General features: G+C 71.6%; 26 protein-coding genes. 18 read left to right on the top strand and 8 right to left on the bottom strand.

All coding sequences use genetic code 11. The features are described from left to right. Window positions 1-29: 29 nt before the first annotated feature. Window positions 30-2009 (top strand): DUF5107 domain-containing protein, encoded by a 1980-nt coding sequence (locus ADL25_RS21600; RefSeq protein WP_059129399.1) that lies wholly within the window; start codon window positions 30-32, stop codon window positions 2007-2009. A 19-nt stretch (window positions 2010-2028) separates the two neighbouring features. Here ADL25_RS21600 and ADL25_RS21595 read toward each other — a convergent pair whose 3' ends face one another. Beyond that, entirely contained in the window at window positions 2029-2382 is a 354-nt protein-coding gene (locus ADL25_RS21595; RefSeq protein ID WP_059129645.1) for a VOC family protein, read from the bottom strand. Window positions 2383-2518: 136 nt separating this feature from the next. Here ADL25_RS21595 and ADL25_RS21590 point away from each other — a divergent pair, with 136 nt between their 5' ends. From ADL25_RS21590 to ADL25_RS21525, 14 genes are all read left to right on the top strand, one after another. Further along, window positions 2519-3010 carry a phage holin family protein gene (locus tag ADL25_RS21590; protein ID WP_059129398.1) on the top strand — a complete coding sequence of 164 codons (492 nt, stop codon included), beginning with the start codon at window positions 2519-2521 and terminating at the stop codon, window positions 3008-3010. A 466-nt stretch (window positions 3011-3476) separates the two neighbouring features. Then, window positions 3477-4817: an NAD(P)/FAD-dependent oxidoreductase gene (locus tag ADL25_RS21585; RefSeq protein ID WP_059129397.1), complete on the top strand. Its 1341-nt coding sequence runs from the start codon at window positions 3477-3479 to the stop codon at window positions 4815-4817. Then, window positions 4814-6661: a transketolase gene (locus tag ADL25_RS21580; protein WP_059129396.1), complete on the top strand. Its 1848-nt coding sequence runs from the start codon at window positions 4814-4816 to the stop codon at window positions 6659-6661. Before ADL25_RS21585 ends, ADL25_RS21580 begins: the two co-directional genes overlap by 4 nt. A gap of 14 nt (window positions 6662-6675) precedes the next feature. Then, window positions 6676-7587 carry a non-homologous end-joining DNA ligase gene (ligD, locus tag ADL25_RS21575; protein WP_059129395.1) on the top strand — a complete coding sequence of 304 codons (912 nt, stop codon included), beginning with the start codon at window positions 6676-6678 and terminating at the stop codon, window positions 7585-7587. Window positions 7588-7743: 156 nt separating this feature from the next. Continuing rightward, a complete protein-coding gene (locus ADL25_RS21570) occupies window positions 7744-8091 on the top strand; it encodes a gas vesicle protein (RefSeq protein ID WP_079050505.1) in 348 nt (115 codons plus the stop codon). Window positions 8092-8146: 55 nt separating this feature from the next. Then, window positions 8147-8563 carry a gas vesicle structural protein GvpA gene (locus tag ADL25_RS21565; protein WP_059129393.1) on the top strand — a complete coding sequence of 139 codons (417 nt, stop codon included), beginning with the start codon at window positions 8147-8149 and terminating at the stop codon, window positions 8561-8563. A 2-nt stretch (window positions 8564-8565) separates the two neighbouring features. Continuing rightward, window positions 8566-9336: a GvpL/GvpF family gas vesicle protein gene (locus ADL25_RS21560; RefSeq protein ID WP_059129392.1), complete on the top strand. Its 771-nt coding sequence runs from the start codon at window positions 8566-8568 to the stop codon at window positions 9334-9336. A gap of 3 nt (window positions 9337-9339) precedes the next feature. Then, entirely contained in the window at window positions 9340-9600 is a 261-nt protein-coding gene (locus ADL25_RS21555) for a gas vesicle protein GvpG (RefSeq protein WP_059129391.1), read from the top strand. Next, window positions 9600-10217, top strand: a complete 618-nt coding sequence (locus ADL25_RS21550) for a hypothetical protein (protein WP_059129644.1) — start codon at window positions 9600-9602, stop codon at window positions 10215-10217. Before ADL25_RS21555 ends, ADL25_RS21550 begins: the two co-directional genes overlap by 1 nt. A gap of 2 nt (window positions 10218-10219) precedes the next feature. Further along, window positions 10220-11335: an SRPBCC family protein gene (locus ADL25_RS21545; RefSeq protein WP_059129390.1), complete on the top strand. Its 1116-nt coding sequence runs from the start codon at window positions 10220-10222 to the stop codon at window positions 11333-11335. After that, window positions 11332-11706, top strand: coding sequence for a gas vesicle protein (locus tag ADL25_RS21540; RefSeq protein WP_059129389.1), 375 nt, complete (start codon window positions 11332-11334; stop codon window positions 11704-11706). The genes ADL25_RS21545 and ADL25_RS21540 overlap by 4 nt, the downstream gene beginning before the upstream one ends. Then, window positions 11703-12476, top strand: a complete 774-nt coding sequence (locus ADL25_RS21535) for a GvpL/GvpF family gas vesicle protein (protein WP_059129388.1) — start codon at window positions 11703-11705, stop codon at window positions 12474-12476. Before ADL25_RS21540 ends, ADL25_RS21535 begins: the two co-directional genes overlap by 4 nt. Beyond that, window positions 12473-12667, top strand: coding sequence for a gas vesicle protein (locus tag ADL25_RS21530; protein WP_059129387.1), 195 nt, complete (start codon window positions 12473-12475; stop codon window positions 12665-12667). The genes ADL25_RS21535 and ADL25_RS21530 overlap by 4 nt, the downstream gene beginning before the upstream one ends. Then, window positions 12664-12963, top strand: a complete 300-nt coding sequence (locus ADL25_RS21525; protein WP_059129386.1) for a gas vesicle protein K — start codon at window positions 12664-12666, stop codon at window positions 12961-12963. Before ADL25_RS21530 ends, ADL25_RS21525 begins: the two co-directional genes overlap by 4 nt. Here the strand turns inward: ADL25_RS21525 and ADL25_RS21520 are convergent. After that, window positions 12960-13439, bottom strand: coding sequence for a DUF2000 family protein (locus ADL25_RS21520; protein ID WP_107116666.1), 480 nt, complete (start codon window positions 13437-13439; stop codon window positions 12960-12962). The genes ADL25_RS21525 and ADL25_RS21520 overlap by 4 nt on opposite strands. 49 nt (window positions 13440-13488) lie before the next feature. Between ADL25_RS21520 and ADL25_RS21515 the strand changes: the two genes are divergently transcribed. Further along, window positions 13489-14346 (top strand): helix-turn-helix transcriptional regulator, encoded by an 858-nt coding sequence (locus tag ADL25_RS21515; RefSeq protein ID WP_059129384.1) that lies wholly within the window; start codon window positions 13489-13491, stop codon window positions 14344-14346. 156 nt (window positions 14347-14502) lie between these two features. On the opposite strand, the gene ADL25_RS21510 is transcribed toward ADL25_RS21515, so the two are convergent. The 3 genes from ADL25_RS21510 to ADL25_RS21500 all read right to left on the bottom strand — a co-directional run bounded on the left by ADL25_RS21510 (window position 14503) and on the right by ADL25_RS21500 (window position 17151). Then, on the bottom strand, window positions 14503-14673 hold the full coding sequence (locus tag ADL25_RS21510; protein WP_059129383.1) for a hypothetical protein: 171 nt from the start codon (window positions 14671-14673) through the stop codon (window positions 14503-14505). Window positions 14674-14715: 42 nt separating this feature from the next. Beyond that, window positions 14716-15531: a class I SAM-dependent methyltransferase gene (locus ADL25_RS21505; RefSeq protein ID WP_059129382.1), complete on the bottom strand. Its 816-nt coding sequence runs from the start codon at window positions 15529-15531 to the stop codon at window positions 14716-14718. Between the two features lie 126 nt (window positions 15532-15657). Continuing rightward, window positions 15658-17151 (bottom strand): bifunctional phosphatase PAP2/diacylglycerol kinase family protein, encoded by a 1494-nt coding sequence (locus tag ADL25_RS21500; protein ID WP_059129381.1) that lies wholly within the window; start codon window positions 17149-17151, stop codon window positions 15658-15660. A 98-nt stretch (window positions 17152-17249) separates the two neighbouring features. Here ADL25_RS21500 and ADL25_RS21495 point away from each other — a divergent pair, with 98 nt between their 5' ends. After that, window positions 17250-18869 (top strand): ABC-F family ATP-binding cassette domain-containing protein, encoded by a 1620-nt coding sequence (locus ADL25_RS21495; protein WP_059129643.1) that lies wholly within the window; start codon window positions 17250-17252, stop codon window positions 18867-18869. Window positions 18870-18892: 23 nt separating this feature from the next. Here the strand turns inward: ADL25_RS21495 and ADL25_RS21490 are convergent, their stop codons facing one another. Continuing rightward, a complete protein-coding gene (locus ADL25_RS21490) occupies window positions 18893-19999 on the bottom strand; it encodes a Vms1/Ankzf1 family peptidyl-tRNA hydrolase (protein WP_059129380.1) in 1107 nt (368 codons plus the stop codon). A gap of 13 nt (window positions 20000-20012) precedes the next feature. Here ADL25_RS21490 and ADL25_RS21485 point away from each other — a divergent pair, with 13 nt between their 5' ends. Then, entirely contained in the window at window positions 20013-20369 is a 357-nt protein-coding gene (locus ADL25_RS21485; RefSeq protein ID WP_059129379.1) for a DUF6158 family protein, read from the top strand. Between the two features lie 178 nt (window positions 20370-20547). On the opposite strand, the gene ADL25_RS21480 is transcribed toward ADL25_RS21485, so the two are convergent. Together ADL25_RS21480 and ADL25_RS21475 are read right to left on the bottom strand one after the other, a co-directional pair. After that, complete coding sequence (locus tag ADL25_RS21480) at window positions 20548-21078, bottom strand: type 1 glutamine amidotransferase domain-containing protein (RefSeq protein ID WP_059129642.1); 531 nt, start codon at window positions 21076-21078, stop codon at window positions 20548-20550. 167 nt (window positions 21079-21245) lie between these two features. Continuing rightward, window positions 21246-21620 (bottom strand): DUF2795 domain-containing protein, encoded by a 375-nt coding sequence (locus ADL25_RS21475; protein ID WP_059129378.1) that lies wholly within the window; start codon window positions 21618-21620, stop codon window positions 21246-21248. Window positions 21621-21729: the final 109 nt, after the last annotated feature.

Raw genomic sequence — 21729 nt, 5'->3', positions numbered from 1 at the left:
TCTGGTCGGCTCGCCGGAGGGCGGGTTCCATGGAGATCGTGACGACGATACGACGGGACACAATGACAGTGCCCGCCGCGGCGCTGGGACCGGACAACCCGCTGCCCCCGCTGCGGCCGCTCGACGAGGTGCACCGTATCGAGGACCGCGACAGGGAGGACCTGCCGCGCGACATGGCCCGGCAGATCGGCTGGGAGCCGCTGCACAGTCTGCTGCCCGTGCGGGTGAGGGACGGTTACGGCAGAGCGCGCGCACCCATGGACATCGACACCGTCGTGATCGAGAACGACAGGCTGCGCGCCACCGTCCTGCCCGGCCTCGGTGGACGGATCGCCTCGCTGTTCCACAAGCCGACGGGCCGCGAACTCCTCTACCGCAACCCGGTGTTCCAGCCCGCCTGTTTCGCGCTCAACGGTGCCTGGTTCTCCGGTGGCATCGAGTGGAACATCGGTGCCACGGGCCACACCACCCTTTCCTGCTCTCCTCTGCACGCGGCCCGGGTCACCGCGCCCGACGGCGGGGAGATGCTGCGCCTTTGGGAGTGGGAGCGCCTGCGCGACCTGCCGTTCCAGGTGGACCTCTGGCTGCCGGAGGGCTCCGACTTCCTGTACGTCGGCGTCCGGATCCGCAATCCGCACGAGAGGCCGGCGCCGACCTACTGGTGGTCCAACATCGCGGTGCCCGAGGAGTGCCGGGTGCTCGCCCCCGCCGAGGAGGCCTATCGCTTCGGCTACGAACGCCGGCTGCACCGGGTGCCGGTGCCGACGTACGACGGTGCCGACCGCACCTACCCCATGAACGGCACCCATCCCGCCGACTACTTCTACGAGGTGCCCGACGGGCGGCGCCGCTGGATCGCGGCGCTCGACGAGGACGGGCGCGGACTGGTGCAGACGTCGACCGATGTGCTGCGCGGCAGAAAGCTCTTCGTGTGGGGCACGGGCACCGGCGGGCGCCGCTGGCAGGCGTGGCTCACCCAACCGGGCACGGGCGGCTACTGCGAGATCCAGGCCGGCCTCGCCCGCACCCAGTTGGAGCATGTACGGCTGGAGCCGGCGAGCGAGGTGTCGTGGCTGGAGGCGTACGGGCCGCTCGAGGCGGAGCGGGAGGGGGAGTGGACCACCGTGGTAAGCGGGGCCGAGGCCCGGCTCGACGGGGCCCTGCCGCGTCCGGTGGTCGACGCCGCGTACGAGGCGTGGCTGCCGTACGCGGACGCGGACCCCGGCGAGACGCTCGCCGTCGGCTCCGGCTGGGGCGCGCTCGAACTGCTGCGGTCCGGCGGCAAACTGCCGGGCACGCCGTTCGAGGAGACGACGCTCGGCGAAGCGCAGGCGCCGTGGCGGGAGTTGCTGCTCACCGGCTCCCTTCCCGAGTCGCGGCGGGTGGCGCCGCCCGGTGAGACTCTGGTGGCACCGCACTGGCGGGACATGCTGGAGACCGCGCCGGCCCGGCCGCTGACCGAGTATCACCTGGGAGTGGCCCAGTGGCATGCGGGCGATCGGGCCCAGGCGGTGCGCAGTTGGGAGCGTGCTCTCGAACTGGCCCCGTCCCTGTGGCCGTTGCTGCGCTGTCTCGCCGTTGCCGACCAGGAGGCCGGTAACCGGGAACGCGCGGCCGACCGGTACGCCGAAGCCTTCGACGATCTGTGCCGGGAGCGCCGCGACGACGGGGAGAGCTGGACGGCCGCCACGGCTGCGCTCGGCCGCGAGGCGCTCGAGACACTGCTGGCCGTGCACCGTGTGGCCGAGGCACGCGCGGTGTGGAACCGTCTGCATCCCGCGACGCGCGAGCGCGGGCGGTTCCGGCTGCTCGGTGCCCGGCTGCTGCTCGCGGAGGGCGACCGGGCGGGCGCCCGGTCCGTCTTCGACGCCGGGTTCGAGGTCGCGGACCTCCGGGAGGGCGCCGAGACCATCGGTGAGCTGTGGGCCGAACTCACCGACGAGCCGCTGCCCGCCCGGTACGACTTCCGGATGCGACCCGGCGACCCCGGAGCCGCAGGCCGGCAGTGACGTGGGGTGCCGCCGGCCGTCAGTCGGCCGGCCGGCGGTCCGCGTACTCGTACACCGAACCGTCCGGGTGCACGGCGATCAGGTTGCGGCCGACCGGCGTGGCCACCGGTCCCGCCAGGACGCGGGCGCCCGAGCCGGTCAGGACCCGGTGCGCCTCGTCGACGTCCTGCACCGCGATCGTCGCCGAGACCTTGCGCAGGATCGCGAGTTCGGACTCGGGTCCGCTCATCAGCAGGAAGCAGCCGATCGCGGCCACCGAGACTCCGCCGCGCTCGAAACGGAGGGCGGGACCGCCCGCCAGTCTCTCGTAGAACGGGACCGAAGCCTCCAGGTCGTCGACGCAGATCCGCAGCGTGGCTCCCAGAATCTCCATGTGCACGAGCCTAGTTGGGCCCGGGCGGGGAGGAGATCGTTTCGGACTGATCGCGAGCTTGCGGGCCGGCGGGCACGGGCGGTGCGAGGCCGGGTGCGCGGCGTTACCCGGCGCCGGGTCCGGGTACCCGGCGGGCATGAATCGATTGGATCATCTGGAACATCTGGACAAGGACCTGGTCGACGAGCTGGCGCAGGTGGCCCGTGAGGCCGTACGCGACGAACTGCGCGAGCAGACGCGCAAGCAGCGCCGTACGGCCGCGCTGTACGCCGCCTCCGGCGCCGTCGGCCTGTACGCGGGTGCCGCGCTGGCGCTCGCCCTCGGCCTGGTGCTCGCGCTGGGTCTGCCCGGCTGGGCCGCCGCGCTGATCATGGCGGCGGTGCTCGGTGTCGCGGCCTATCTGCTGCGTGGGGCGGCCCGTTCCGGCAGCGGCCACGACACGATGGCCTCGCCGGGCGACGGCGCGGTCATCGGCGGTACGGCGCCCTCCGCGCCGCCGAGCCGGCGAGGGATGCCCTACCCGCCGACGCCCCCCACCGTCCCCGGCGTTCCGGGCGCGGGTGCCCCCGAGCCGGGAACCGGGGGTCCCGGACCGGATCCCGAGGCGCCGCATCACCGAGCCCGGTGAGCGACGGCGGCAGCCCCGTCGGACGCCCTGCCGGGGATCGCGGGGCGCTCGCGGTGACCGGCCGCCGGGCGGCCCGGACCACGCCGCCCCCGTCCCCGTCGCCCTCGGTGACCGGGGCGCGAAGGGGATCCGACCCTGGGAGGCGTGCTCCGGCGCCCGGGGGTCCACGGAGGCCGGAACCGGCCCGTCCGGGCCGCCCTCGCCCGGTGCCGTCCGATCCACGGGACCGGACGGCACCGGTGAGGAAGCACCACCACGGAGAACAGCCGGACCCCGCCACGGGGTCCTGCGCACGGGCATCGCGCCGGTACCCGGCCGGACCATGACGGCGGCGGGTGCGAATCGCCCGTTCCACGGCGTTTGGGCGCCCGGACCAGGGGGACGCGGAAGGTCTCGCAAGGGCGGCATCCGTGCGCCCGCCAGCCATACGCAGACGACGTACGCGCGACCACGCCGGAGGCGAATCGTGAGTCGACCCCGCATCCTGATCGTCGGTGCCGGATTCGCCGGCTACCAGACGGCCCGCACCCTGTCGCGGCTGACCCGGGGCAGAGCCGACATCACCCTGCTCAACCCGACCGACTACTTTCTGTATCTCCCGCTGCTGCCCCAGGTCGCCGCGGGCATCCTGGAACCCCGGCGCGTCACGGTCTCCCTCTCGGGCACCCTGCGCCATGTGCGGCTGGTGCTGGGCGAGGCCGACGGCATCGATCTCGACGCGCGCACCGTGCACTACACCGGCCCCGAGGGCCAGGGCGGCACACTCGGCTACGACCGGCTGGTGCTGGCCGTCGGCAGCGTCAACAAGCTGCTGCCCATCCCCGGCGTCTCCGAGTATGCGCACGGCTTCCGCGGACTGCCCGAAGCGCTGTATCTGCGGGACCATGTGACCCGCCAGATCGAACTGGCAGCCGCGGCCGAGGACCCCGAGAGCTGCTCCGAACGCTGCACCTTCGTGGTGGTCGGCGCCGGCTACACCGGTACCGAGGTCGCCGCGCAGGGCCAACTGCTCACCGACGCGCTCGTGCGCGATCAACCGCTGCGCCAGGGCATGAGGCCGCGCTGGCTGCTGCTCGACGTCGCGCCGCGTGTGATGCCGGAGATGGACGAGCGGCTCTCCCGCACCGCGGACCGTGTGCTGCGGCGGCGCGGTGTCGACGTGCGGATGGGCACCTCCGTGAAGGAGGCGACGCACGACGGAGTCCTGCTGACCGACGGGGAGTTCGTCGCGACCCGCACGCTGGTGTGGTGCGTCGGCGTACGCCCCGATCCACTCGTCGAGAGCATCGACCGCCCTCTGGAGCGCGGACGGCTGCTCGTCGATCCGTATCTCCAGGTACCGGGCCATCCCGAGGTGTTCGCCTGCGGGGACGCGGCCGCCGTGCCCGATCTGGAGAAGCCGGGCCAGTACACCCCGATGACCGCGCAGCACGCCTGGCGGCACGGCAAGGTCTGCGCCCACAACGTCGCCGCGTCCCTCGGGTTCGGTTCCCGGCGCGTGTATCGCCACCGCGACCTGGGCTTCGTCGTGGACCTCGGCGGGGTGCAGGCCGCCGCCAACCCCCTCGGCATCCCGATGTCCGGACTGCTCGCCGGGGCCGTCACCCGCGGATACCACCTCGCGGCCATGCCCGGAAACCGGGTCCGGGTCGCAGCCGACTGGCTCCTGGAAGCCCTACTGCCCCGCCAGGGGGTCCAGTTGGGGCTGGTCCGCTCCTGGTCCGTGCCACTGGAGTCGTCCTCGCCCGAACTTGCCCGTGTACCCGGAGGCCCCGACCTTCCCCACGGGACGAAGGAGAAGTCATGAACACCCGTCAGCTCCACGAACTGGCCCAGCAGTTGCGTGTCGACAGCGTCCGCGCCGCCGCCGCGGCCGAATCCGGACACCCCACCTCGTCGATGTCCGCCGCGGACCTGATGGCCGTACTGCTGGCGAACCACCTGCGCTACGACTTCGAGCGCCCCGCCCACCCCGCCAACGACAGGTTCGTCCTCTCCAAGGGGCACGCCTCCCCGCTCCTGTACGCAGCGTACAAGGCGGCGGGAGCCATCAACGAGACCGAGCTGCTGACCTTCCGCAAACTCGGCAGCCGTCTGGAGGGGCACCCCACCCCCCGCCGGCTTCCCTGGGTGGAGACGGCGACCGGCTCGCTCGGCCAGGGGCTGCCCGTCGGCGTCGGTATCGCCCTGGCCGGCAAGCGGCTCGACCACACCGGGTACCGGGTCTGGGTGCTGTGCGGTGACAGCGAGCTGGCTGAGGGCTCCATCTGGGAGGCCGCGGAGCACGCCGGGTACGAGCATCTGGACAACCTGATCGTGATCGCCGACATCAACCGGCTGGGCCAGCGCGGACCCACCCGCCACGGCCACGACCTGGACGCGTACGCGCGCCGCTTCAAGGCCTTCGGCTGGCACACCGTGGAGGTCGACGGCCACGACGTCGACGCCGTGGAGCGCGCCTTCGCCGAGGCCGAGTCCACCACGGGACAGCCCACCGTCGTCCTCGCCCGCACCCTCAAGGGCAAGGGCGTCGCCGCCGTCCAGGACCGGGAGGGCATGCACGGCAAGCCCCTGCCGGACGCCGAGGAGGCCGTCACCGAGCTCGGCGGCGTACGTGACCTGCGTGTCGAGGTGCAGTCGCCGCCCGCGGCCCGGATGCTGCACGCCGTGCAGGGCGGGCATCTCGACCTGCCGCGCTACGACATCGGCGACGAGGTACCCACCCGCGACGCCTACGGCCAGGCGCTCGCCGCGCTCGGCCATGCCCGCGGCGACGTCGTCGCCATCGACGGTGAGGTCGGCGACTCCACGCGCGCCGAGTTCTTCCACAAGGAGCACCCCGAGCGCTACTTCGAGTGCTACATCGCCGAGCAGCTGATGGTCGGGGTCGCGGTGGGCATGGCGGCGCGCGGCTGGGTGCCCTACGCCTCGACGTTCGCCGCCTTCCTCACCCGCGCCCACGACTTCATCCGCATGGCCTCGATCAGTGGCGCAGGCATCAACCTCGTCGGTTCGCACGCGGGCTGTGCGATCGGCGAGGACGGCCCCTCCCAGATGGGCCTCGAGGATCTCGCCATGATGCGTACGGTGTACGACTCGACCGTGCTGTACCCGTGCGACGCCAACCAGACCGCGCGGCTGGTCGCCGCGACGGCCGGTCTGGAGGGCGTCCGGTATCTGCGCACCTCGCGCGGCAAGATGCCGGTCATCTACGGCCCCACCGAGGAGTTCCCGATCGGCGGCAGCAAGGTGCTGCGCGCCTCGGCGGAGGACCGGCTCACCCTCGTGGCGGCCGGAGTCACCCTGCACGAGGCGCTGAAGGCGGCCGACGCCCTCGCCGGGCAGGGCATCAGCGTGCGGGTGATCGACCTGTACTCGGTCAAGCCCGTCGACCGCGCCACCCTGCGCGAGGCCGCCGAGCGCACCGGCTGCCTGCTCACCGTCGAGGACCACCGCGAGGAGGGCGGCCTCGGCGACGCGGTCCTGGACGCCTTCACGGACGGGCGCCCCGTGCCCCGCCTGGTGCGGCTCGCCGTCCGTACGATGCCCGGCTCGGCGACCCCCGCCGAGCAGCTGCACGCCGCCGGCATCGACGCCGAGTCGATCGCGGCCGCGGCCCGGCTGCTGGTGGAGGAAGCCGTCGTGCGCTGACCGGAGGGAGCACGATGACCAGCGCGCGGACCATGCGCGTGGGCCACCGCACGGTGGCGGTCCACCGGCCGGACAAGGTGCTGTTCCCGGGAGAGGGTGCGGCGAAGGCGTACACGAAGGCCGACCTCGTCGCCTATTACCGCTCCGTGGCCCGTTTCATGCTGCCCCGGCTGAGGGGCCGGCCGCTGATGCTGGAGCGGCATCCGGACGGTTTTGCGGGCCCCCGATTCATGCAGAAGAACACCCCGGAGCACTACCCGGACTGGATCCACCGTGTCGAGGTGGACAAGGAGGGCGGCACCGTCTGCCACACGGTCTGCGACGACACGGCCACCCTTGTGTACCTGGCCGACCAGGCGTGTGTGACCCTGCACCGCTGGCTGTCCCGCGCCGACCGGCTCCGCCGGCCCGACCGGATCGTCTTCGACCTCGATCCCGCGGACGACGATTTCGGCCAAGTGCGGCGTGCCGCACGGTTGGTGGGCGATCTTCTCGGTGAACTCCGGCTGCCGTCCGGTCTGATGACAACCGGATCACGCGGGCTGCACGTCATCGTCCCGATCAGCGGAGACCACGACGTGGACGACATACGGGAGTTCGCGGCGGACGTCGCGGAGACCCTCGCCGAGGCCCACCCCGAGCTGCTCACCACAGCCGCCCGCAAGAAGGACCGAGGGGACCGGCTCTACCTCGACGTACAGCGCAACGCCTACGCACAGACCGCAGTCGCCCCCTACAGCGTGCGGGCCCTGCCGGGCGCTCCCGTCGCCACGCCTCTGTCCTGGGACCAGTTGGACGACCCGGAGCTGCACGCCCGTCGTTGGACCATCGCCGACGCGGTGGACCAGGCCCGTACCGAGCCCTGGGCGGGGCTGAGGCCCCATGCGCCGGATCCCGCGCGCAGGCGACTGGCAGCGCTGCGCTGACGACAAGGCGGATTCGACGCGTCGCCGTGGGTGAGCGCGCGGGACCACCCTCAGTGCGCCTGAGGGTGGTCCCGCGCGAGCCCGCATTCTCCCGTCCGAATACCGGCTCCGCATGTTTGTGGAGAACACAGTGGGCACTCGGCTTACGAGGTCGCCATGTCAAATACATCAAGCGCATCGAATTCACAGGACTCGCCCAAGAAGTCCGGGGACGGCGCGGGAAGGGCCCGGTTGAAGCCGATGGAGGTGCTGCGTCGGGGCCGCGACGAGTTCGCGGAGCTGACCGGCATGACCCCCGAATCCGTGTCGTCCTTCGAGCGTACGGAGGGCGGCTGGCAACTGCAGATCGAGGTCCTGGAGCTCGCCCGGGTCCCCGACACGATGAGCCTGCTCGCGAGCTACGAGGTGGAGCTCACCTCCGAGGGTGAGCTCGCCGGCTATCGGCGCGTTCGCCGCTACGAACGCGGCAGGGCCGACGCACATCGGCCGGGCGGTCAGCACTAGACCGCCGTCCGGCCCGCATTCCCGAACACCACACGGACAAGGAGGATCGGTTGGTATGACGGTTGTCCCGGCACAGACCGGCGGAGGTGGCGGCTCCAGTGGGCTGTACGACGTCCTGGAGCTTGTCCTCGACCGAGGACTCGTCATCGACGCGTTCGTCCGCGTCTCCCTCGTCGGCATCGAGATTCTGAAGATCGACGTGCGGGTCGTGGTCGCGAGCGTCGACACCTATCTGCGCTTCGCCGAGGCCTGCAACCGGCTCGACCTCGAGGCGGGCCCGCGCAAGTCCCCCGGACTCCCGGACCTGGTCGGCGAGATCACCGAGTCGGGTGCGCGGGGCAAGTCGAAGGGCGCCCTGTCAGGAGCGGCGGAAACGATCTCCGATGCCTTCAAGCAGGCCCGTGAGGAGGGTCAGGGCGAGGAGAGGCCGCGGCCGCGCAGGAGCACGTCCGCCCGGAAGAGGGAGGAGTAGGAGTGAGCACGTACGTCTACGGCATCGCCGCGAGTTCGCACCCCTCGCTCCCCGAGGACATGGGCGGCGTGGGTGACCCGCCGTGCCCGATCCGGATCCTGAAGGCGGGCGAGCTGGCGGCGATCGTCAGCGACGCCCCGGAAGGACTGCGGCCCAAGCGCAGGGATCTGCTCGCCCACCAGAGCGTCCTCAGTGAGGCGGCCGGCGGCGGTTCGGTGCTGCCCATGCGCTTCGGCAGCGTCGCCCCGGACGACAGCGCCGTCACCGAGGTGCTCGCCGAGCGCGCCGAGCACTACCGGGAGCGGCTGACCGCTCTGGCCGGCAGGGTCGAGTACAACGTCAAGGCCAGTCACGACCAGGAGGCGGTGCTCCAGCGGGTGGTGGCCGGCAACCCGGAGCTGCGCGCCTTGATCGAGGCCGGACGGCAGGCGGGCGGCGGCAGTTACGACGACCGGCTGCGGCTCGGTGAGATGGCCGCCGGGGCGGTGCAGAGCCTCGAGGAGGAGGACGCCGCGGAGCTGAGGAACCTGCTGGAGCCGACGGCCGAGGCCGTCAGCGTGGGTCCCGAGTCCACCGGCTGGCTGGCCAATCTCTCCTTGCTGGTGTCCAGGGACGCGGCCGAGGAGTTCGTGGCTGCCGTGGAAGAGATCCGCAAGAGCCACCCGCACCTCGAAGTGCGAGTCAACGGGCCTCTGCCGCCTTACAGCTTCGTCGAGCCGGGCCCTGCCGAACCCGCGGCGAGCACGACGAGCACGGCAACGCACGAGGAGTGACTGATGGGACTGCTCACGGAGGCCCTGCTGCTGCCGTTCGCACCGGCGCGCAGCAGCCTCTGGGTGATCAGACAGGTGATCGCCGAGGCCGAGCGACAGTACTACGACCCGGCGACGGTCCGGGCCGAACTCGCCCTTCTCGAGCGTCGGCTCGAGGAGGGCGAGATGACAGAGGAGGAGTTCGACCGCGAGGAGGACGCGCTCCTCGCCCGGCTGGAGGTCGGTATGGGTCGTACATCGGGAACTGGCGACGGGACGACATGATGAATCGAACCGCACTGGGCCTCGCCGTTGGGGCGGGATACGTCCTCGGGCGTACCAAGAAGATGAAACTGGCGTTCGCCGTGGCCTCACTGGTCGCCGGAAAGCGCATGCAGCTGAGCCCCCGGGCGATCGCCGATCTGCTCAACCAGCAGCTGCTCAACAATCCGCAGTTCAAGGAGATCGGCGACCAGCTGCGCCAGGATCTGCGCGGGGTGGGCAAGGCCGCCTCCGGCGCGCTCCTGGAACGGCAGATGGAGGGCATCGCCGACCGGCTGCACGACCGCACCTCGCAGGTGCGGGACGGACTGTCCGGAGTGGTGCCGGAGAAACCCGACCTGCCCGGCCTCGGGGACGAGGACGAGAAGGACCGGTCGCAGGACGAGTCCCGCGAGTCCGGTGAGCGCGCGGAAAGGGATGCCCCGTCGCGTGCCGAGCCGGAGAAGAAGGCCGCGGGCAGGCAGAGGCCTGCGAAGAAGCCGCCCGCCAAGCAGGCACCCGGTTCCAAGGCGGCCGCCAAGAAGACCCCGGGCAAGAAGGCCCCCGCGAAGAAGACCGCGGCGGCCAAGAGCGGCGCGCGGAGCGCCGCACGCGGATCCCGTGGTGAAGGGAGGCGATGACGATGTCCGACACAGCGGGTTCCGCGGCGGACAGGACGAACGGCGGACTGTCCAAGGTCGCCCAGAGCGAGGCGTTCGACCACCTCAAGCAGGAGATGCAGGGTTATCTGGCCGCGCAGGCCGAGCGGATGCTCGTGGGCGTGGGCCGCAAACTGGGCTCGACGACAGTCAAGCTGAACGACATCGCCGAGGGCAACAGCCCCGGCTTCGCCAAGCTCGCTCTGGAAGGCGGACGCAAGCTCGCCGAGGGCAAGGGCCCGCTGCGCGCCGTCCTGGAGACGGGTGCCGGCCAGGCCAAGGAGAAGCTGGGCGAGGCCGTCAAGGGCCTCACCGGAGGCAAGAGCAAGCGCAAGCGCGGTGGGGGCAACAAGCCCACGGTGATCATCGAGTCCATCGACGTCGGCGTGCCCGTGCGGACCGCGTACGACCAGTGGACCCAGTACCAGGACTTCAGCACCTTCGCCAAGGGCGTCAAGAGCGCCAACCGCGCCGACGACACCACCTCCGACTGGCAGGCCAAGGTGTTCTGGTCGAGCCGCAGCTGGAAGGCGCACACGATCGAGCAGGTGCCCGACTACCGCATCCAGTGGAGTTCGGAGGGCGCCAAGGGCTCCACCAAGGGCGTCATCACCTTCCACCCGCTCGGTGAGAACCTCACGCGACTGCTGCTGGTGATGGAGTACTACCCCAGCGGGTTCTTCGAGAAGACCGGCAACATCTGGCGGGCCCAGGGCCGCCGGGCGCGCCTCGACTTCAAGCACTTCGCACGCTTCATCAGTCTCAAGGGAGAGGCGGAGGACGGCTGGCGCGGCGAGATCCGCGACGGCGAGGTCGTCCGCACCCATGAGGACGCGGTCGCCGAGGAGGAGCGCGAGGAAGAGGGCGTTGAGGAGGAGGGCGCCGAGGAAGAGGGCGCCGAGGACGAGTACGAGGACGACGAGGACCAGGAAGGCGCCGAGGAGGAGCCCGAGGGCGAGTACGACGAGGAGGCCGAGGACGAGTACGAGGACGAGGAGGAGCCGGAGGAGGAGTACGAGGGCGACGGCGAGGAGGAAGAGGAGTACGAGGAGGAGGACGAACGTGAGGCCGAGCCGTCGGCCGCCGGGAGCAGGCGATGACGACGCCCCACCGGCTTCCCGACCCCTATGGGGGGCCCAGCAGCGGCGCCAACCTCGCCGACATCCTTGAACGGGTCCTCGACAAGGGCATCGTGATCGCCGGTGACATCCGGATCAACCTGCTCGACATCGAACTCCTCACCGTCAAGCTCCGGTTGATCGTCGCCTCCGTGGACAAGGCGAAGGAGATGGGCATCGACTGGTGGGAGTCCGACCCCGCCCTGTCCTCCCGCGCCCGACGCGACGAACTCACGCGGGAGAACACCGAGTTGCGCGCCCGTCTCGAACGCCTCGAGGCCAGTCGGGAGGCTGACGAGCTCGAAGCCGCCCCGCGACAGGCCCCGCGACGCAGGAAGAAGGAGTCACCGTGACGGCGCTGCGGTACGTCTATGCCGTCTGCCGCCCCCTTAGCGCGCCCCTGCAGGCCCAGCTGACAGGGGTGGCCGGCATTCCCGCACGGCAGTTGGAGCACCACGGCCTCATCGCGGTCCTCAGTCTCGTTCCCGAGGAGGACTTCGCGGAGGAGCCGCTCAAGGAGCATCTGGAGGACCTGGAGTGGCTCACCGCCACGGCCCGCGCCCACCAGAACGTCGTCGACGCGCTCACGGGCGTCACCACTCCACTGCCCCTGCGGCTCGGCACCGTGTTCCGTGACGACAGCGGCGTACGCGTGATGATCGAGGAGCGCGAGGAGGATTTCCGGCGCGCCTTGGACCGGCTGGAGGGCCGGGTGGAATGGGGCGTGAAGGTGTACGTCGAGCAGGAGGAGGAGAAGGAGGCCGTGGGGGAACGCCCCGCGGCGAGGCCGGCCTCCGGACGGGACTATCTGCGGCAGCGCCGCAGGCGTACCGCCGCACACGAGGAGCGGGGGCAGAAGGCCGAGGAATTCGCGGCCCGGCTGCACGAAGTGCTCTCCGGGTACGCGGAGGACGCCCGGTTGCACGCCCCGCAGAACGCGACGCTCTCAGGGGCCACCGGACGCAATGTGCTCAACGCCTCCTACCTTGTCCCGCGATCACGTTCCGAGGAGTTCGTGGAGCTGGTGGACCGTGCCGAGGACGACACCCCGGGCGTCCGGGTCGAACTCACCGGTCCCTGGGCGGCCTACTCCTTCACCGGACTGACGCAGGGAGTGGCATGATCGCCGTCGAACACCGCGAGATCGCCCTGGTCGACCTGCTCGACCGGCTGCTCGCGGGCGGGGTCGTCATCACCGGTGACATCACTTTGCGCATAGCGGACGTCGATCTCGTCCGCATCGATCTGAACGCCCTGATCAGTTCGGTGAACGCCCAAGTCCCCTCGCCCTGGCCGGAGGCCGAAGCCCCATGACCGACAGGACGCCCCGCAAGCCGCGCAACCGGCTGGACCTGGAGCCCGACACCGTCGAACGGGACCTGGTCAAGCTGGTGCTGACGGTTGTCGAACTGCTCCGCCAGCTGATGGAGCGCCAGGCGGTGCGCCGGTTCGACACCGGGGAGCTGACCGAGGACCAGGAGGAGCGGATCGGGCTGACGCTGATGCTCCTGGAGGACCGTATGGCCGAGCTGCGTGACCGCTACGGGCTGCGGCCCGAGGACCTCAATCTGGACCTCGGGCCACTGGGCCCGCTGCTGCCGCGTGACTAGGGGTGCATACGCGCGCCCTTGAGGACCTTGTCGACCGCGTTGCGCGGTCCGTGGACCGCCATGCCCACCAGATCGAGCTGCTCACTTCGGACGGCCCGCACCGCCGCCCGGTTGTCCCGGTCGTTGCCCGTGCCGAACAGATCCGAGGTGAAGACGGCTGTCGCCAGCGAACGCGACAGGGCACGGGCGTGCGCGAGCGACAGCGTCTCCTTCGTCCCCTCGAAGACCAGCACGGGCTGGCGGAACATCGGCAGATACGCGGTGCCGTCGGCGTCGGCGTACGGCTCGCCGATCACCTCGGGCGCCGCCGTGCCGAGCCCGCTGACCACAAAGGCGGTCACATTGAGCCGCTGCCAGGGCTCCAGATCGTCCCGCAGCAGTACGGCGATCTTCGTATCGAAGCGGACGGGTGTCCTCTCGGTCGCCTCATCGGTCCGGGCCCCGCCCCCGGCCACCGTCTGATCCATCGTTCTCATGGAGTGAGACTGCGGTGTGGACGCCCCCGGCGTCTTGTACGTTTCTTGCGTGGCATCCCGGCAGGAGATCTCTGCTTGGCGCCCGCCGGTCCAGGGCGTCGTCGAGGTCTTCCACGCCCATTTCGTCGAGCACGCCTATCCCATGCACGTCCACGACGCCTGGACGCTCCTGATCGTCGACGACGGCGCGGTCCGCTACGACCTGGACCACCACGAGCGGGGCACCCCGCACGACACCGTCAGTCTGCTGCCGCCCCAAGTGCCGCACAACGGATCCCCCGCCACCGCGCACGGCTTCCGCAAGCGTGTCCTGTACCTCGACATGACGCAGCTCGACGAGAGCTTCATCGGCCCGGCGGTCGACGGCCCCGACCTCGCCGATCCCCTCCTGCGCCGACGTATCGGACAGCTCCACGCGGCCCTCGCCCACCGGGGAGACGAACTGGAGGCGGAGAGCCGTCTGGCCCTGATCAGCGGACGCCTGCGCGCACATCTGTCGCCCGGCCTCCCCGCCGATCCCGCGGTGAGCGACCGCGGTGTGGCCCGGGACCTGCGCGACCTCCTCGACGAGCAACTCCGCGAAGGGACCACGCTGGACGAGGCCGCGAGCGTGCTCCACGCCCACCCCGCACATCTCGTACGTGCCTTCAGCGCCGCGTTCGGCATCGCGCCCCACCAGTACGTGACGTCCCGCCGCGTCGATCTCGCCCGCCGCCTGCTGCTCGACGGGCGACCGCCGGCGGAGGTGGCGACCGCCGTGGGCTTCTACGACCAGTCCCACTTCACCCGGCACTTCAAGCGGATTCTGGGCACGACTCCGGGCCGGTATCTCCGTACCGGGACGAGGAGGGGCGGAACGGGAGACAGTGCCGAGAAAATAAGACGTATCGAATCGCTGAATTCCTGAGCACGGCCGGATTCCATTCCCTACGGCGTGGAACAGCCGCGTGAATTCACCGGAACGGCCGAGCCGGCCCGCGGGCGGTACCCGCGGGCCGGCTCGGCCGTGGCCGACGCTTCTCGAAATGCCGGTGACGGACGGATCACCGGACGCGCGTCAGGGTCACCATCGGTACCAGCGGCCCCTTCCACCGGCGGCGGTCGTCCCGCGCACGAGGAACCCGAGGAGCCAGATCACAAGAACCGCGAGAGCGATCCACCACAGCACCTTCACCGCAAATCCAACGCCGAAGAGAATCAGGGCGAGAAGCAGAACCAGCAGAATGGGAACCATTTTGTTGACCTCCTGCCGACCGTGTTTCCCGAACCGCGCCGTTCAGACTTGCTTTTGGCAGAGAATTTCTCCGTGAAGTACCGCGAACCAGCCGTCCTCGTGCCGTCCCCAGTCCCGCCAGGCCTCCGAAACCGCGCGCAGCCCCCCGGGTGTCGCATGGCCTCCTTCGGCGGCGCGGTCCGCGTATGCCGAGGCGAGGGTGCGGTCCGCCCACAGCCCGCTCCACCAGGCCCGCTCCTCCTCGGTGGCGAAAGTCCAGGTGCCGGACGTGGTGGTGATGTCGCGGATGCCCGCGCTCAGTGCCCACGACTTCAGGTGCCGTCCGGCGTCGGGTTCGCCGCCGTTGGCCCGTGCGACCCGCCTGTAGAGGTCCAGCCAGTCGTCCAGGCCCTCGGATGCCGGGTACCAGGTCATCGCCGCGTAGTCGGCGTCGCGGACGGCGATGTATCCGCCCGGCTTGGTCACCCGGTGCATCTCGCGCAGCGCCTGCACCGGGTCGCCCACGTGCTGGAGCACCTGATGGGCGTGGACCACACAGAACGTGTCGTCCGGATACTCCAGTGCGTGCACGTCGGCGACCGCGAAGTCGACGTTGCCCAGGCCGCGCGCCGCGGCCGTCGCCCGGGCCTGCTCCAGGACGCCCTCGGCCCGGTCCACGCCGGTGACATGGCCGTCGGGGACCAGTTCCGCAAGGTCGGCGGTGATGGTGCCCGGGCCGCAGCCGATGTCCAGAATCTTCATGTGCGGTTTGAGCGATTCGAGGAGGTACGCCGCGGAGTTGGCGGCGGTCCGCCAGGTGTGCGAGCGCAGCACGGACTCATGGTGGCCGTGCGTGTAGACGGCCGTCTCCTTCGACATGACCTTCCTCTTCCCATCGTACGGACCGGCGGCCGAACCGCCGGGCGATACGCATCACGGTAGGCGCTCATGCCGAATAATGAGACCCGCGTCTTGTTATATGGACGTGCCCGCAAAGGGGGACGGTCAGCCGAGCGGCAGGGGCCGGTAGACGGTCAGCGCCTCGGGCAGCTTCTCGAGCGTCACGTCGCCGTCGACCTCCGTGACCTCCCCGTCGTAGGCGAGCGGAGTGCCCGGGGCCACCCCGTCCAGGCGCAGACGCCGCACCCGCACGGCCGCATGGGCCGGAGAGCGGGACAGCGGACCCGCGAAGGCGGCGGCCAGCAGCCGCGCGGCCGGGCGGCGCCCGCCGTGCACCACCCGCACGTCGAGCTTGCCGTCCGAAAGATCGTGGCGGCGAGCGGGGGCGAGGCCCATCCGGTGGTACGTGCCGTTACCGGCGAAGAGCAGCCACAGCGGGCGGGTGCCGCCGCCGAGGTCCACGCGGAGGGGGTGGCGGTCGGCGCCCAGGACGCGCAGGGCGGCGAGGACCCCGGCCGGCCAGCCGCCGATCCGCGGTGACCAGCGCTCCCGCTCGCGCACCAGCTCCGGGTACACGCCCAGACTGAAGGTGTTGAGGAAACAGCCGCGCTTCGCGCCCGAGACGAAACGCCCCACGTCGACGCGGACCGCGTCACCTTGCTGGACGGCGCGCACCACGTCGCGTACGTCCTCGACGCCGACGTCCAGGGCGAAGTGGTTGAGGGTGCCGCCCGGGACCACGGCGAGCGGCAGGGTGTGCCGCATGGCCACCTTGGCGGCCGCGTTCACCGTGCCGTCGCCCCCGCAGACGCCGAGGACCCGGGCGCGGGCGGCCGCCTTCTCCAACTCGGTTTCCACGTCGGCCGGTTCGCTTTCCACGATCTCCGCACCGGGAAGGGCGTCCTGCAGGGCGTGTATCCGGTCGGCGGTCCCCGAGGCCCTGTTCGCCACCACCACGAGACCGGTCCCGTCCGGCAGCGCGGGTGCGTCCGCGTGCGGGCGGCCGGGCGGCGGCGCCGGGTAGCGGGTCGGGACCAGGCCGCGTACGGCCAGGGCGGCGCCCACACCGAGGGCCGCGCCGGCCAGGACGTCGCTCGGGAAGTGGACGCCGGTGTACACGCGGGAGACCGCGACGGCGGCCGCGAGCGGGACGACCGCCGCGCCCCAGCCGCTCGACTCCAGCGCCACGCCCGCGGCGAAGGCGGCGGCCGAGGCGGAGTGCCCGGACGGGAACGACGTGGTGATCGGCTGGCGCTTGAGCCTGCGGGCGGCGGGGACCGGGTCGAGGACCGGACGGGGGCGGCGCACCGTCCGTTTGCCCAGGGTGTTGATGGCGGCGGACGCGAGGGTCAGCGAGGCGACGCCGCGAGCGGCGGCCCGGCGGGCGCGCGGGGTCCGGGCGGCGGCGATGGCGGCGGCCGTGGCGAACCACAGGACACCGTGGTTGGCCGCCCGGCTGAGCCGGGGGAGCACATGGTCGGCGCCGGGCCAGTGCCGGGAGGCGACGGCCTCGAACAGGCGGCAGTCGGAGGCGAGCAGGCGATCGCGGAACGGATGCGGGCCCGGCGGACGCATGGTGAGGTCGACATCTGGGGTCATGGAACGCGGATACCCCGAGAAGGACGAACCCTGCCCGGACCGCCGCCGGAGCGATAAACGATTGCCCGGCACCCCCGTGCCCGCACACAATGCGCCACATGGGACACCTGGAAGCCGCGCACCTCGAGTACTACCTCCCGGACGGGAGGGCGTTGCTCGGCGACGTGTCCTTCCGGGTCGGCGACGGGGCGGTCGTCGCGCTCGTCGGGCCCAACGGCGCCGGGAAGACCACCTTGCTGCGGCTGCTCTCGGGCGAGCTGAAGCCGCACGGCGGCGGTGTCACCACGAGCGGCGGGCTCGGGGTCATGCGGCAGTTCGTCGGCTCCGTACGGGACGAGACGACCGTGCGGGACCTGCTCGCCTCGGTCGCCCCGCCCCGTATCCGCGAGGCCGCCCGCGCCGTGGACGCCGCCGAGGTCGCCGTGATGACGGTCGACGACGAGTCCGCCCAGCTCCGGTACGCGCAGGCCCTGTCCGACTGGGCCGAGGTCCGCGGCTACGAGTCCGAGACCCTCTGGGACATGTGCACCATGGCGGCCCTCGGCGTCCCGTACGAGAAGGCCCAGTGGCGCCAGGTCCGCACCCTCTCCGGCGGCGAGCAGAAGCGGCTCGTCCTCGAGGCGCTGCTGCGCGGAACCGATGAGGTCCTGCTCCTGGACGAGCCCGACAACTACCTCGACGTGCCCGGCAAGCGCTGGCTCGAGGAGCGGCTGGAGGAGACCCGCAAGACCGTGTTGTTCGTCTCCCACGACCGGGAGCTGCTGGCCCGCGCCGCGCAGCGGATCGTCTCGCTGGAGCCGAGCCCCACCGGCGCCGACGCCTGGGTGCACGGCGGTGGTTTCGCCACCTACGACGAGGCCCGGCGGGAGCGCTTCGCACGTTTCGAGGAACTGCGCCGGCGCTGGGACGAGAAGCATGCGCAGCTCAAGAAGCTCGTGCTCAATCTGCGGCAGGCCGCGAGCGTCAGCCATGAGATGGCGTCCCGCTACCAGGCCGCGCAGACCCGGTTGCGGAAGTTCGAGGAAGCCGGGCCGCCGCCCGAGCCGCCGCGTGAGCAGGACATCAGGATGCGTCTCAAGGGTGGCCGCACCGGCGTCCGGGCGGTCACCTGCGCGGGACTGGAGCTCACGGGCCTGATGAAGCCCTTCGACCTGGAGGTCTTCTACGGCGAGCGCGTCGCGGTCCTCGGATCCAACGGCTCGGGCAAGTCGCACTTCCTGCGGCTGCTGGCGGGCGGCGACGTGGCGCACACCGGGGAATGGCGGCTGGGGGCGCGTGTCGTGCCGGGGCACTTCGCCCAGACCCACGCCCACCCCGAGCTGGAGGGCCGTACCCTCCTGGACATCCTGTGGCTCGAGCACTCCCAGGACCGCGGCGCGGCCATGTCCCGGCTGCGCCGCTACGAGCTGACCGGGCAGGCCGAGCAGAACTTCGAGCGGCTGTCCGGAGGGCAGCAGGCCCGCTTCCAGATCCTTCTGCTGGAGCTGGAGGGTGCCACGGCCCTGCTGCTCGACGAGCCGACGGACAACCTGGACCTGGAGTCCGCGGAGGCGCTCCAGACCGGCCTCGAGGCGTTCGACGGCACGGTCCTCGCGGTCACCCACGACCGCTGGTTCGCCCGCTCCTTCGACCGCTACCTGGTCTTCGGCAGCGACGGCCGGATCCGCGAGACCCCGGAACCTGTCTGGGACGAGCGAAGAGTGGAGCGGGCGCGCTGAGGGGTGCCGGGAGGCCTGCTGCGCTATGCCCAGCGCAGCAGCGCCCCCACGCCGCCCATCGGCGCCTCGCCCGGCTGTACGGCCGGCACCGAGATCGCCGCGGCCCCCGTCTCCACCACGGCGCGCAGGAGCGCGTCGTCCGCCCGGGCCTGCTCGGGGTACCGCTCGCCGAGCGCCGTGAGGTCCCCGCGGCGCACCGCGACCTGGTCGGCATCCTCTCCGATCCACACCTCCCGGTGCGTCTCGGAGCCGGACGGGTGGATCAGAAGTTCGTCGATACGGTGCTCGCGAGCCGCCTCGGCCACCGCCTGCACGCCCTCGGCCGCCCGTGACCGACCCGTTGCGTCCGGTGCGCGGGCCGCGAGGAAGCGCTCCAGCTCCTCCGCCGCCCGGGCACGCCCATGCTGGGCGCGGATCCGTTCCACGTCCTCGTCCAGCAGCCGGCTGCCCGGGCCGTGCGGCGCCTCGGCGACCTGGCCGCGGAGCCGGTTCGGCAGCCGCTCGTGCACGGAGTGCCGCTCACGCCGCTCGCCGACCAGGATGACCAGGTCGGCGCCCGTCTCCTCCTGGCAGACGGCGAGCGCGTCCGCGATCTCGGCCGCGTTGTGCTCCCAGATGTTCTCCACCCGCAGCTGGAAGTGGCGCACGGACCAGTCACCGGTGGTCGTGCGGTGCAGCGGCCGCTCCTGTCCGGTCACCCTCCCGGCGTCCCTGCTGCCCAGCGCCCCGCGCAGCTCGAATTCGGCGCCCTTGCGCTCGATGTACGCCACCACGCACACCGGCTCCTCGTTGGCCAGGTCGAGCAGTGGAGCCGTGTGCGGCAGAGCGGCCCAGGACGCCGAGGACTCGCCCGGGACGGCGGCCAGCGGCGGATCCAGGACCACCTCGCCGGCCCGCGCGAACAGTGCCCTGCCGTGCGGTTCGGGGGAGTGGGCCAGTTCCTCGACGGCGGTCCGCACGGCCCGGCAGGTGGGCTCGTCCGCGCCCTGCCAGTCCAGATCACGGGCGAGCGCCTGAGCGGTCAGGGCGCACTCGTGGGGGGTGGACTCGGTGTGCCGGGAGGTGTCCACGTACACGGAGGCCCAGGGTCCGGGATGTTCGTACAGTGGATGGAGAAAGGCGAGATCCATGGCTCCCTCCCGGATGCCGCTCGGGGTAGTGCTTCGTCCGGGCGGGTACCCGGACCGCACCGAGGAACACGACGAGCGGGGTACCACGATGACCGGAGTCGACCCGGGCCGGCTGACCGACCAGCAGCTCATGAAGGAGCTGGAGACGATCCACCGCACGCGGCACGACACGCTGCTGTACGGATCGAACGACGCGCTGCGGGCCCACAACGACCGCATGGCGAAGCTGGAAGGCGAGTACCTGCTCCGCCATCCCCGCCGTGTGATCGCCGCGAGCCGGACGCGCGACGGCGCCCGGGAACGCGACCGGGGGACGAGTCTGACGGAACTCGGAAGCGCGGAACCCGAACGGGTGAACCCCGCCCGCTGACACGGGCGTGCCGTGGTCCTCGGAGCGGCGGGGCCGACCGGCACCGCGCCCGCCGGGGGAGCGCGTGTCGGGCGCATCCCCCTGATCGGGGAGGTCAGCGCCGACCGGCCGCCGTCCCTCACCGTCGGTGCCGGGATGCCTGCGTCCGGGGAAACCTGCTTTCGGCGGTGGCGTTCCGTTACGCAGCGAACTCGGTCAGTATGGCCTCGTCGAACGCCTTGAGATCGGCCGGCTTGCGGCTGGTGATGAGCTTGTTGACGCCCTGGTCGACCCTCACCTGCTCGTCCACCCAGGTGCCGCCCGCGTTGGTGATGTCGGTGCGCAGGCTGGGCCATGACGTCAGGGTGCGGCCCCCCACGACATCGGCCTCGACCAGCGTCCACGGCGCATGGCAGATCGCCGCCACCGGACGCCCCTGGGCGAAGAAGGAGCGCACGAACTCCACGGCCCGTTCGTCCGTCCGCAGGAAGTCGGGGTTGGCCACGCCTCCGGGCAGTACCAGCCCGTCGAAGGACTCGGCCTGCACCTGGCCGACCACCGCGTCCACCGGGAATGTGTCCGCCTTGTCCAGGTGATCGAACGCCTGGATGTGGCCCGTCCTCGTCGACACCAGAACCGGTTCGTGGCCGGCTTCGGTCAGGGCCTGCCAGGGATCGGTGAGTTCCACCTGCTCGACGCCTTCGGGCGCGGTCAGGAACGCGATACGCATGACGGTCACTCGTCCTTTCTCTGCTTGCGCGTGCCGGGTGGCGCCGTCGCGCGCGGCCCTCGGGCGGCCCGTCGCGGCGGCCGGCGCCGGCCGGCAGGGGTACTGCTGCGGCGCAGCGACGCCCGCAGTACCCCTGGGCCGGACGTCCATGCCTCCCGCACGGCCGGCTAGCTGCGCGCGACGGCTTCCGCGAGCGCCTCGGCGTTGGCGTAGCGGGCCGGGCGGGGGAGCCGCTCCACCGCCTCGAGCAGGGGGTCGGGCGCGTTCTTGCTCCGCAGGACGCGGGCCAGATGGCTCGGCGTCGCCGGGAAGTTGCCGCGTCCGAGATACCGGGCCAACTCCAGGCGGGCGGCCTCCAGGGCCGTCCGTGAGTCGCCGGGCACCACCGCTCCGCGCCAGACCGCCGGGTCGTCGTCGGCGACCGGTTCGGGGTCGTACCACTCCTCGGTCCTGGTCGGGTGACCGGACCGCAGCAGGCCCTGCAATTCGTGCTTCATCTCGTCGTCACGGTGGACGCTCAGGCGGTCACTGCCTCGCTGCATGACTCCCTCCAGATCTTCGGGGTGGACCCTCGCGTACCCGGTGGGCCGCGATCGACACGGAGGAAAGCCGGATGGCCGAACCGGGTGGTGGGAAGGGACGCGCACGGCC

Origin of the sequence: Streptomyces sp. NRRL F-5122 (assembly GCF_001507435.1) — a bacterium.
GTDB classification, from domain to species: domain Bacteria; phylum Actinomycetota; class Actinomycetes; order Streptomycetales; family Streptomycetaceae; genus Streptomyces; species Streptomyces lannensis.
The sequence above is the reverse complement of the archived record's forward strand: the minus strand, read 5'-3'. Positions and strand labels throughout refer to the sequence as shown.

Bases quoted from the DNA above. Each gene is read 5' to 3' on its own strand.
- ADL25_RS21600 (WP_059129399.1), top strand. From the start codon at position 30: ATGGAGATCGTGACGACGATACGACGGGACACAATGACAGTGCCCGCC.
- ADL25_RS21595 (WP_059129645.1), bottom strand. From the start codon at position 2,382: ATGGAGATTCTGGGAGCCACGCTGCGGATCTGCGTCGACGACCTGGAG.
- ADL25_RS21590 (WP_059129398.1), top strand. From the start codon at position 2,519: ATGAATCGATTGGATCATCTGGAACATCTGGACAAGGACCTGGTCGAC.
- ADL25_RS21580 (WP_059129396.1), top strand. From the start codon at position 4,814: ATGAACACCCGTCAGCTCCACGAACTGGCCCAGCAGTTGCGTGTCGAC.
- ligD (WP_059129395.1), top strand. From the start codon at position 6,676: ATGACCAGCGCGCGGACCATGCGCGTGGGCCACCGCACGGTGGCGGTC.
- ADL25_RS21570 (WP_079050505.1), top strand. From the start codon at position 7,744: ATGTCAAATACATCAAGCGCATCGAATTCACAGGACTCGCCCAAGAAG.
- ADL25_RS21565 (WP_059129393.1), top strand. From the start codon at position 8,147: ATGACGGTTGTCCCGGCACAGACCGGCGGAGGTGGCGGCTCCAGTGGG.
- ADL25_RS21555 (WP_059129391.1), top strand. From the start codon at position 9,340: ATGGGACTGCTCACGGAGGCCCTGCTGCTGCCGTTCGCACCGGCGCGC.
- ADL25_RS21550 (WP_059129644.1), top strand. From the start codon at position 9,600: ATGAATCGAACCGCACTGGGCCTCGCCGTTGGGGCGGGATACGTCCTC.
- ADL25_RS21545 (WP_059129390.1), top strand. From the start codon at position 10,220: ATGTCCGACACAGCGGGTTCCGCGGCGGACAGGACGAACGGCGGACTG.
- ADL25_RS21540 (WP_059129389.1), top strand. From the start codon at position 11,332: ATGACGACGCCCCACCGGCTTCCCGACCCCTATGGGGGGCCCAGCAGC.
- ADL25_RS21530 (WP_059129387.1), top strand. From the start codon at position 12,473: ATGATCGCCGTCGAACACCGCGAGATCGCCCTGGTCGACCTGCTCGAC.
- ADL25_RS21525 (WP_059129386.1), top strand. From the start codon at position 12,664: ATGACCGACAGGACGCCCCGCAAGCCGCGCAACCGGCTGGACCTGGAG.
- ADL25_RS21520 (WP_107116666.1), bottom strand. From the start codon at position 13,439: ATGAGAACGATGGATCAGACGGTGGCCGGGGGCGGGGCCCGGACCGAT.
- ADL25_RS21510 (WP_059129383.1), bottom strand. From the start codon at position 14,673: ATGGTTCCCATTCTGCTGGTTCTGCTTCTCGCCCTGATTCTCTTCGGC.
- ADL25_RS21505 (WP_059129382.1), bottom strand. From the start codon at position 15,531: ATGTCGAAGGAGACGGCCGTCTACACGCACGGCCACCATGAGTCCGTG.
- ADL25_RS21500 (WP_059129381.1), bottom strand. From the start codon at position 17,151: ATGACCCCAGATGTCGACCTCACCATGCGTCCGCCGGGCCCGCATCCG.
- ADL25_RS21495 (WP_059129643.1), top strand. From the start codon at position 17,250: ATGGGACACCTGGAAGCCGCGCACCTCGAGTACTACCTCCCGGACGGG.
- ADL25_RS21490 (WP_059129380.1), bottom strand. From the start codon at position 19,999: ATGGATCTCGCCTTTCTCCATCCACTGTACGAACATCCCGGACCCTGG.
- ADL25_RS21485 (WP_059129379.1), top strand. From the start codon at position 20,013: ATGCCGCTCGGGGTAGTGCTTCGTCCGGGCGGGTACCCGGACCGCACC.
- ADL25_RS21480 (WP_059129642.1), bottom strand. From the start codon at position 21,078: ATGCGTATCGCGTTCCTGACCGCGCCCGAAGGCGTCGAGCAGGTGGAA.
- ADL25_RS21475 (WP_059129378.1), bottom strand. From the start codon at position 21,620: ATGCAGCGAGGCAGTGACCGCCTGAGCGTCCACCGTGACGACGAGATG.